Origin of the sequence: Pseudomonas spelaei (assembly GCF_009724245.1) — a bacterium.
Taxonomy (GTDB): Bacteria; Pseudomonadota; Gammaproteobacteria; order Pseudomonadales; family Pseudomonadaceae; genus Aquipseudomonas; species Aquipseudomonas spelaei.
This window is the reverse complement of record NZ_WNNK01000026.1, coordinates 40,091-50,663: the sequence shown is the minus strand read 5'-3', so window position 1 is coordinate 50,663 and position 10,573 is coordinate 40,091. Positions and strand designations below refer to the sequence as shown.

At 61.6% G+C, this 10,573-nt stretch carries 4 protein-coding genes; 2 read left to right on the top strand and 2 right to left on the bottom strand.

The genetic code is table 11. The annotated features are described in order from the left end of the window. Nucleotides 1-130: 130 nt before the first annotated feature. On the bottom strand, nt 131-1,141 hold the full coding sequence (locus GNF76_RS24620) for a GlxA family transcriptional regulator (RefSeq protein ID WP_155585682.1): 1,011 nt from the start codon (nt 1,139-1,141) through the stop codon (nt 131-133). A gap of 135 nt (nt 1,142-1,276) precedes the next feature. Further along, complete coding sequence (locus tag GNF76_RS24615) at nt 1,277-7,612, bottom strand: non-ribosomal peptide synthetase (RefSeq protein ID WP_246211984.1); 6,336 nt, start codon at nt 7,610-7,612, stop codon at nt 1,277-1,279. 574 nt (nt 7,613-8,186) lie between these two features. Between GNF76_RS24615 and GNF76_RS24610 the strand changes: the two genes are divergently transcribed. Then, a complete protein-coding gene (locus GNF76_RS24610; RefSeq protein ID WP_155585680.1) occupies nt 8,187-8,993 on the top strand; it encodes a helix-turn-helix transcriptional regulator in 807 nt (268 codons plus the stop codon). A 65-nt stretch (nt 8,994-9,058) separates the two neighbouring features. Beyond that, nucleotides 9,059-10,495, top strand: a complete 1,437-nt coding sequence (locus GNF76_RS24605; protein ID WP_155585679.1) for an efflux transporter outer membrane subunit — start codon at nt 9,059-9,061, stop codon at nt 10,493-10,495. Nucleotides 10,496-10,573 lie beyond the last annotated feature (78 nt).

Genomic DNA, 10,573 nt, shown 5'->3' with positions numbered 1-10,573 from the left:
GCGTGCGGCGTTCAGCCGCAGGGGCTCCCCGCAGGGTTGGAAAACTAGAGCATTCAGCTCGGTGGGGGTGACATGGGAAGCAGGGACAAGAGGGCGCGGTACACACCTTGCGCGTGCACCGTAGAGCGGATTACTTGACCCGTCGCGTTTCCCTGGAGGGTCGGTAGCCGAAAAAAGCGCTGTAGCATTTGCTGAAATGACTGGGCGACACGAAACCACAGGCCACCAGCACTTCGACCTGGGACATTTCAGTGTGCTGGAGTAAACGCCGCGCCTCGGTGATGCGCAGTTCCAGGTAATAACGCTGCGGGGTGGTGCCCAGTTGCTCCCTGAACAAGCGCTCCAGCTGGCGCCGTGAACGACCGGCATAAACCGCCAATTGGTCCAGCGCCAACGGATCTTCGAGGTTGGCCTCCATCAGCTTCACAACCTCGCGCAGCGGCGCGCTCACCGAGATGTGAGTCACCGGTTTGACCCGCCGATAGCGCGACTCTTCGAACGCCAGAATGTCTTCGATACCTTCCACCAGCGCCTTGCCGTGCACGCTTTTGATCCAGTCCAGCGCCATGTGGAAGGCGCCGGAGGGACTGGACGCGGTGAGTCGGTCGCGGTCAATCACATAGGGCTCACTGCTGACCTGCGTCGCCTTGGCGATCTCTGCCAGTGCAGGACGATGCTCGGGGTGAATGGCGCAACGATAACCGTCCAGCACACCCGCCTTGCCCAGGAACCAGGCGCCATTCCACAGCCCGGCCAGGCTGACACCCTGCTGCGATGCGGCCTTCAGCAGGTGCAGGAACTCGTCACTGGCCGTGAGCGCGGTACGGTAGCCACCACAAATCACCAACAAGTCCAGCTCGGAAAGCGCTGAGGCCTCGAGCCGCGCCTCTGGCCGAATGACCAGACCCAGGTCGCTGACAATCTCGCCCTCGCTCAAGCCGAAGGTGCTGGTGGAAAAGAGCCCGGGACGCAGCAGGTTTGCCGTGATGAGCGTATCCAGGGCCTGGGTAAATGCCGGCAGAGAGAAGTGTTCGAGCAGCAGGAAGCCTGTTCGGATCTTTTGTGGTGTCTGGCCAGGGGCTTCGTTCAGGTAGCGCAGGTTTTTCCCCTGCATACCCCCGCTGAATTGGCGTCGTTCCATTATTGTTTGACCGGCTGGTTGGCGGTGATCCGCCCGCTGGATGTCGGGCGGATGGAGCGCAATGCTAACTGCCGGGGCGGGAAAGGCGTACTACTTTGTTGTGGGGTGCAGGGGTGGCTCTCAAGCCAGCCCCCTTCAAAGCCTACGTCGACGATCCAGCTGCGGAATCAACGTCTGCGGCACCTCCACCCGCGGCACCAGCGCCCCGACCTTACCCGCCAACCCCGCCAGCGTCGGCTGGCTGAACAAGGTCCGCGCATCCACCTCCAGCCCCGCCTTGCGCAAGCGCGCTACCAGGCCTACCGCCAGCAATGAATGCCCGCCCAGTTCAAAAAAGTGGTCATGGCGCCCCACCCTTTCCAGCTTCAACATCTCGGCCCAGATGCCTGCCATCAACGTTTCCACTTCGCCTTGGGGCGCCTCATAGGTACGACTCACCACCGCCTCCAACCCCGGCTCAGGCAGAGCGTTGCGGTCGAGTTTTCCGGCCGGGTTCAGGGGCAGCGCTTCAAGCTGCACAAAGGCCGCCGGCACCATGTATTCCGGCAACAGCTCCAGTACATGGGCACGCAAACGCTCAAGGCTCGGTGCCTCACCGCGAACGGTAAAGTAGGCCACCAACCGCTCATCGCGAATCAGTACCGCGGCTTCACGCAACGCCGGATGCGCCACGAGTCGCGATTCGATTTCTCCCAGCTCCAGGCGCACACCCCGCAGCTTGACCTGGAAGTCGTTGCGACCGAGAAACTCCAGGTTGCCGTCCGGCAGGTAACGCACCCGATCCCCGGTGCGGTACAGGCGATCACCTGCCACAAACGGGCTGTCGATAAACCGTTCGGCCGTCATCTGCGCCAGTCCCAGGTAACCCCGGGCAACGCCCACGCCGCCGATATGCAACTGGCCACTGACGCCGGTGGCCACCGGCTGATCATGTTCGTCCAGCACATACAGCCGGGTGTTGCTGATGGCCCGGCCAATGGGCAGTTGCACCGACGGCACCGGCGCCCCCGGTTCCAGGGTCCAGGCACTGCTGTCGACGGTGGCTTCGGTGGGACCATAGACGTTGTGCAGGCGAACCTTGGGCAACCGGGCCTGCACACCTCGGGCCAAGGCTTCGGTGAGTTCGCCGCCGCCGCACAACACATCGGTAAGGCTGGTGCAGAGGCTGGACGCTTCCAGCTCGAGGAACTGTTGCAGCATGGCCGGCACGAACTGGACCACGCTGATCTGCCGCTCACGAATCAACTGGGCCAGATAAGCCGGGTCGCGGTGCCCGTCAACACGTGCCAACACCAGGCGCATGCCATTGGCCAACGGCCAGAACAGCTCCCAGACCGAGCCATCAAAGCTGAAAGGCGCCCGCTGCAACGAGGCGCCATTGCGGGTATTTGGGCACAACCGAGCGCCCCACTGCACGAGGTTACTCAGCCCACGATGCTCGACCATCACACCTTTGGGCGTGCCGGTGGAGCCGGAGGTATACATCACATAGGCCAGGTGGGCGGCATTCAGGAGGGGGACTTGGGGATTGGTGACCGGGTGCTGCTGCCATGTGGACTGATCAAGGTCGATCACCGGCACCAGGGTGCCTCCCGATAACCCACGGGTAGCCCCCTGCACAAGCATTGCCACCGGTGCGCTGTCTTGCAACATGTAGGCAATGCGCTCAGCCGGGTACCCCGGATCCAGCGGTACATAAGCACCGCCGGCCTTGAGAATCGCCAACAATCCCACGATAAGGTCTGGCCCGCGCTCAACACAGAGTGCTACCCGGGCATCCGGCTGCACGCCCAGTTCGAGCAGGTGATGGGCCAACTGGTTGGCACGTTCGTTAAGTTGGTGGTACGTCAATGACTGCTCACCCGCCTGCACCGCCACCGCATGGGGAGTCTGCCTGGCGTGGGCTTCGAAAAGTGCATGGACGGTCAGATCCACAGGATCATCGGTCTGGGTCACGTTGCAGTCGATCAACAACTGTTTCAGCTCGGCCACGGGAAGCATCTGAACCGTGCGAAGTAGCCTGTCCGGTGCTTGTTCAAGCGCCTGCACCAGGCCCACCAGTACCGTTTCCAGGTAATCCAGCAGGCGCCGCGCGCCAATCTTGCGCGGAGCCTTGGCCATGAGCCGAAAGCCGCTGGGCCGATCCTCTACTTCAAACACGAACGGATAACTGAGGATGTCTTCACTGCTCAGCAGCTCGACCCCCGGCACACCACGCAGCAGCCCGTGATCATCATCGGCCAAGGCATGCCGATAATTCAGCAGGCTGTTGAACAAAGGGGTCGAGGCAGGAAGGCTGCTGCAACGCTGGGCCAAGGCCAGCGAAGCCTGTTCATGGGCAAGCAGGGCGCTGAGTTGCCCGTGGGTGTCCAGCACCGCCTCGCGCACCGGTTGCCCGGCCAGGCGCAGACGCAGCGGCAACGTGTTGATGAACATGCCCAGGGCACGGTCCGCGCCCTCGCCCGCCTGCAAACGGCCCAGTAATACAGTGCCAAACACCACGTCGTCGCGTCCCGAGACCTTGCCTAGCACATGAGCCCAGGCCAGGTGATACAGGCTCGCCACGCTGACGCCCAGGGTACGTGCCTGTACCCGCAGACGTTGGCCGAGCGCCTCAGGCAGCGTGCACTCGACTTCTTGCGTCCCGCGACGATCCGCCTGGCGCTCCTGCAAGCCGAAGGCCAGGGTCGGCTCATCCATATCCCCCAGGCGCTCACGAAAGAACGCCTCATGCCGGGCCTGGCGATCCGGTGCTCGGGTTTGAGCGACGAAGTTGCGATAGGCAATCGGCGCTGGCAACTGCTGTTGCTGACCCAACAGGTGTGCCTGGATTTCTTCCATCAGCACGCCGGTTGACGTTGCGTCGTTAACCAGGTGATGGAAGCGCAACATGCCGATCCAGCGCTTGTTCTGCAGGTCTTCGACATAGGCCAGAGCCATCATCGGCGCCTGGCGCAGGTCAAGCGGTCGCTGGAGTGGATCGAAGCGTTCGCGCAGCTGATCGACGATAGCATCCCCCTGCAACGCCATGTGCTCCAGCGTCAGCCGCGCCTCGCGCCAGACCACCTGCATCGGTTGCTCGATGGCGTCCCAGGCCAGGCTGGTGCGCAGGATGTCGTGCCGGGCGATCACCTGCTGCAAGGCCTCGGCAAAGGCGTCCAGTTGCGCGCGACCGGCAAAGGTGAACATCGCATGTTGCTGGTAGGGATCACGCTCGTCGGTCACATGGTGGTAGAGCAGACCTTCCTGCAACGGTGCCAGCGGGTAGATCTCCTGCACATTGGCAGCGCCACCGGGAATCGCGGCGACAATGCGATCGATCGCCACCTGATCCAGCTCGGCCAGCGCCAGCATGTCCGGGGTGATGCGTGTGCAATCAGCCGGAATGCGATTGGTCGCGACCTCAAGCTCCGTGCCAACACCCACCGCCGCGGCCAACGCCGCCAGTGTGGGCTGGCCAAACAACACCTGGACATCGGCGTGCAACCCGGCCTGGCGCATGCGCTGCACCAGGTTGACGGCTAGCAGGGAATGCCCGCCGAGTTCGAAGAAATGGTCCTGGCGCCCTACCCGCTCCACCTGCAACACCTCGGCCCAGATCTGCGCCAGCGCAGTTTCCACGGCCCCTTGAGGCGCTTCGTAGCGACGGGTGATAAAGGCCTCTGGCCCTGGCGCGGGCAAGGCCTTGCGGTCAAGTTTGCCGTTGGCGGTCAGCGGTAGCGCGTCCAGTTTCATATAGGCCACAGGGACCATGGCGTCCAGCACGCGGGATTGCACATGGGCACGAAGCTCGTCGATTGCCACCGGCTCAAGTGCCGTGAACCAGGCCAGCAATTGCCCCTCACGGACTTGGGCCACGGCTTCAGCAACCCCATGATGGCAGGCCAGGGCAGCCTCGATTTCCCCCAGTTCGATGCGCACGCCACGAATTTTCACCTGGTCGTCATTGCGCCCCAGGTAGTCGAGGTTGCCGTCCTCCAGCCACCGTACCAGGTCGCCGGTGCGGTACATTCGACCAGGGTGGAACGGGTTGTCGAGGAAGCGTTCTGCGGTCATTTCCGGGCGGTTGAAATAGCCCCGCGCCACGCCTTTACCGCCGAGGTACAGCTCACCGGCAACACCCACGGGCGCCAGCCGCTGCTGCTCGTCCAGCACGTACACCGTGGCATTGGCGATCGGCTTGCCAATGTGCAATGGCTGGCCCACCTCGACCCGGCCAGAAGTGGCCACGACCGTGGCTTCGGTAGGCCCGTAGTTGTTGATCACCTCGAAGCGCTGGGCATGGGCGAACTGGCGCAGGCGGTCGCCGCCGATCAGCAAGGTGCGCAGCGTCGGGTGCTCCAGGTGTTGGCTGAAAGCGTACTCGGCCACTGGAGTAGGCAGGAAGCAAACGTCCAGGGGTTGTGCGCGCCACCAGTCCAGCAGCGCATCAATGTCTTCCGCGCCGTCGTGGCTTGGCGGCAGGTGCAATGTCGCGCCAACGCACAAGGCCGGCCAGACCTCCCAGGCCATGGCGTCAAAACCGAAACCGGCAACGCTGGCGGTGTGGCCCCCTTGGTGCAGATCGAAGGCCTGGCAATGCCAGTCCACCAGGTTGGCCACGGTGTGATGCTCCACCATGACCCCTTTGGGCTGACCGGTGGAGCCCGAGGTGTAGATCAGGTAGGCAAGGTTCGTCGGCGCCACAGCCGTTTGCGGGTTGGCCGTCGAATGCTGCTGCCAGACAGGTTGATCCAAATTGATCACCGGCACATCAAGGGCCGGCAAGCGTGCCAGCAAATCCTGCTGCGCGAGCACCGCCACCGGTGCACTGTCACTGAGCAGGTAGTTCAAGCGTTCGGCCGGATGGGACGGGTCCACCGGCACGTAACAGGCGCCGGACTTGAGGATCGCCAGCAAGCCCACCAGTGTGTCCAGCCCGCGCCGCGCGACGATGGCTACGCGGTCGTCGGGTTGAACCCCCAGCGTCAACAGGTAATGCGCCAACCCGTTGGCCTGTCGATTCAACTCGGCATAGGTCAGTGACCGGCCCTGATACAGCGCTGCCACGGCATCCGGTGTCAGCGCGGCCTGGTTTTCAATGCGCCGGTGAAGGGTGTGCCCGGCCGGGTAAGCCTGAGCCGTCGCATTCCAGTGCTGCAACTGCTCGGCTTCCCGGGGTGTCAGCAGCGAGAACTTACCCACCGGCAAGGTCGTGTCTTCCAGCCCCTGCTCCAGCAGATACGTAAAGCGCTCCGCCAGGGCCTGCACCTCGTCGTGTTGGAAATACGCCTGGTTGTAGACGCAGTGCAGGCAAGCGGTATGGTTGTAGCGATTGCTGCGCAGGTGGATAGCCATCGGCAGTTGTTCATGATGGTTGGAGACCTTGATCGCGTGGGCCATGGCCTGACCGTAGCGGTAATCATGGTCATCCTGCTCATAGGACACCGACAGGTCGAACAACTGGCCGCGATCCACCTGCAACAGGCCCAGCTCGCGATTCATCTCGCTCAACGGGAAACGCTGGTGGCGAAAATCCTGCTTGAGTTGATCACGCACGCCACGCACCAGCGCGCTGAACGGCAGTTGCTCGTTGAACTCAAAGCGCACGGCGCTGACCTGGGCGAACAGCCCCAGGGTCGAGCGAAAACGCGCATTGGAGCGGTTCAGAATCGGCAGCCCGACGACCCATTCCTGGCGCTGCGCGGTACGGGTGAAATACACGTACATCGCCGCCAGCAAGACATGGAACGCCGATGCCTGATAGCGGTTCGCAACCTGCTCCATGCGGTCCAGCAGGGCAACAGGAAAGGGTTGCGCCAGGGTTTTGCTGGGGGCCTGCTCCTTGTCGCGCCGTGTGCGATAACGAGGTACCAGCAGTGGTTCAGGCAGCGTCTGGTATTTATCCAGCCAGTACTTGCGGTCGCGGGCGTAACGGGCCGACTCACGATAGTGTTCATCGTTATCAATAAAGTCGATATAGGACGGCGCCACCAGATCCGGCTGCCGCCCTTGCTCCAACGCGCAATAGATCCCGGCCAGGGATTGCAGCATCTGGCCAAAACCCCAGCCATCGAGAATCAGGTGGTGAGCCTGGGTGCCGAGGCGGTAATGATCGTCATCAAGCTTAACCAGGAAGAAGCGGAACAAGGGTCCGCTTGCCATGGAGTAGGCCTGCGCCATCTGCTGTTGCATCAGGGCCTGGGTAGCACCCTGTGGATCTGGCAACGTGGAAAAGTCGTGCATCGGCACTTGCACCGCCAATGTCAGGGTGAAGGTTTGCCGGGGCATGCCGTCGCCATCGAGCAGCAGCACCGTGCGCAACGCATCGTGCTTGAACACCAACAGCTCCACCGCTCGCTGGATCAGCTCGGGGATGACAGGGCCCGCAAGGTCGACATAACCGCCAATGTTGTACAGCGGCGAGTCGCCGAGGCGCAGTTGGTCCAGCCAGATATCCCGTTGGGCAGCGGTGAGCGGGAACTCCGGCAACGTGCCACAAGGGACCTCATTCACGGCAACGTCGCCCACGGCGGTGGTAGAAAAAAGCGTCATAAGGTCCATCTCATGGGAGGGTGTTCAGAGGGCGCGTAAAGCTGCCCGTTCAGGCGAAATCAACGGATTTAAGCACTGCCCCCGGGGACTGTCTGTCACCCGAAACCCGGACAGTCCGAGGCATCTGGGGACCGATGTCGGTGCCTCAAAAGCGGGTTGGCTAAACGTTCACTGCTGAAACGATTAAATGAATGTAGGAGATTGACCATTTTCTTCCGATGCCTAGCTAACTAATTAGCTTGAGACATCAACAAAATATGTTTCTTATCAATCAGTTAAAAAACCCTAATCACCACTATTCGTCAGATCAAAAAACCTCTTCCTGTCAGAAACAACGAGTTCATTTCATGGATTCTATGGCAGGTTGTGTCCCCCGTTTCCGCTACATACGTAGGACAAATCTATATGGCTAAATAAAATCTCGAGCGCCGCATTACGTTTAAGGAGTACGGACGGTCTGCTGATGCACCGGGCAACCGTTGACGGTTTTCGACATCAAGGATGGATGTATATGAGCCTGACCAGCAGTATTCGACAGATGGAAAGCCCACATTTCTATTTCGAATTGGGAGAGTTGATTTCAAGTACGGGCAATGAGCACTTTGCAACGCGGATGCTGCACCTGGTGGACAAACTGGTGCCGACGCACCTGGTGGACCTCAGTGAGTGGACCCTGGACGAGCAGCAGGCCAGCGTACTGGACATCACGTTGCTGGGCAGCGCCGGTTTGAAGGAAGACTTACCCGCACCGCGCATCCTGCACCATCGCAACGATCATCCGTTGCTCAAGGAAATGCTGGGCATGGATGATTCTCTGCTGATCCAGATGAATGCCAAAGCCAATAGCCCCCATGTGCGAGGCACCTCCCATCAGTGCAATCTGGTGTCACGCAGGGCCAATCGTCGCTACGTGATTTCTCTTTACCGTCCTCATACGCAACCGGTGTTTTCCCTCACGCAATTGTCTTTTCTCAAGTGCTTGTCCGACACCCTGCTGCCACTGATCGAGCGGCACGCCCAGACCAGCCGGCAAGCCCTGCGGGCCGAGTCGGTAAATGCGGCGCTGGAGTCGCAAACCTTGCTGGAACAGTCGCAATTACAGCGTGAGTTCTACAAGCGCCTGTCCCTCACTGACATCACCCTGTCGGCGCGGGAACAAGAAGTCTGCCTGGGGCTGTTGACCGGCGGCACCGTACCGCAGATGGCCGAGAAGCTCAGCGTAAAAAACAGCTCCATCGAAACTTATCTCAAACGCGCCGCCGCCAAACTGGGGGTCAGTGGCCGTCATGGCCTGGCCAAATGGATGGTCGGCGCCTAAAACACCTTCACGCTGGCGAGCCCTGCAACCCGGCTCGCCTCCTTCCTTTTTCCTGAGGCTGGTCAATGAGCAAGCTCCCCATCTCTTTGGTGACTGTTGCGTGGATCCTCGGCGGTTGCTCGCTGACTCCGGACTACCAACAACCCAAGGCGCCCACCCCTGCACAGTACCCCCTGGGCCCGGTCTACCAGGCCGCGCTGACGGGAGTCGATACAGCGTCAGGACCGGACTGGCAACAACTGTTTCATGACCCGGCGATGCAGCAGTTGATCCGCGATGCGCTGGTCAACAACCGTGACCTGCGAGTGGCGGCCCTGAACGTGGAAGCGTTCCAGGCGCAGTACCGCATTCAACGGGCCAACCTGTTCCCGGCCGTGTCCGCCAGCGGCGCCGGCAAACGCCAGAAGCTTCCCGGCGACCTCACGGGCACCGGCAAATCCGCTATCACCTCCTCTTATTCGGCGACGCTGGGAGTCAGCGCCTATGAACTGGATTTCTTCGGCCGCCTGCGCAGCCTCAGTGAACAGGCCATGCAGACCTACCTGTCCACCGAAGAAGCCCGGCGCAGTGCCCAACTGAGTCTGGTGGCCAACGTTGCCAACGGCTATCTGACCTGGCGCGCCGACCAGGAATTGCTGGCCCTGGCCGAGAAAACCCTGGCGGCCGACGAGCGCAGCCTGCGCCTGACCGCCCGCAGCAAGAGCGCCGGCAAGGCGTCCTCGCTGGACGTGATCCAGGCCCGTACCAGTGTGGAAAGTACCCGCGCCAGTGTCGCCCGCTATCAGCGCCAGGTCGCCCAGGACGTAAACAGCCTGAGCTTGCTGGTGGGCGGTCCGGTCTCGGAAACACTGCCCGCGCGCCCGTTGGCTGACGACCTGATTGCCCGGGTCCCCGCCGGGCTGCCGTCAGACCTGCTGCAACGGCGCCCGGACATTCTCCAGGCCGAATACCAACTCAAGGCCGCCAACGCCAACATCGGCGCCGCTCGCGCTGCGTTTTTCCCCTCCCTCACCCTGACCGCCAATGCCGGCAGCGCCAGTAAAGACCTGTCAGGACTGTTCAAGGGTGGCTCGGGAAGCTGGACGTTCCAGCCACAGATCAACCTGCCGATCTTCAATGCCGGCAGCCTGCGGGCCAGCCTCGATTACGCGAAAATCCAGAAAAACATCCTCGTCGCCCAATACGAAAAGTCCATCCAGACCGCCTTCCAGGAAGTCTCCAACGGCCTCGCCGCACGGCAGACCTACAACGATCAACTGGAAGCACAACGGGACTTCGTAAAGGCCAACCAGACCTACTATGACCTGGCGGAACACCGCTACCGCAGTGGCGTGGACAGCAACTTGACGTTCCTGGACGCACAACGCTCGCTGTTCAGTTCGCAGCAGATGTTGATTGCCGACCGGTTGGCACAACTGGTGGCGGAGGTGAATCTGTATACGGCGTTGGGTGGCGCGTGGGCGCAATGGCCGAGCCTGGTAGGCTCGACACAGAAACCTTAGTGTTGAGCGGTTGAGTTCAGCCTCGAAAATAGCGGAGCATCACCGTAATATCGTCACAACTTTACCTGGAGTCAAAAG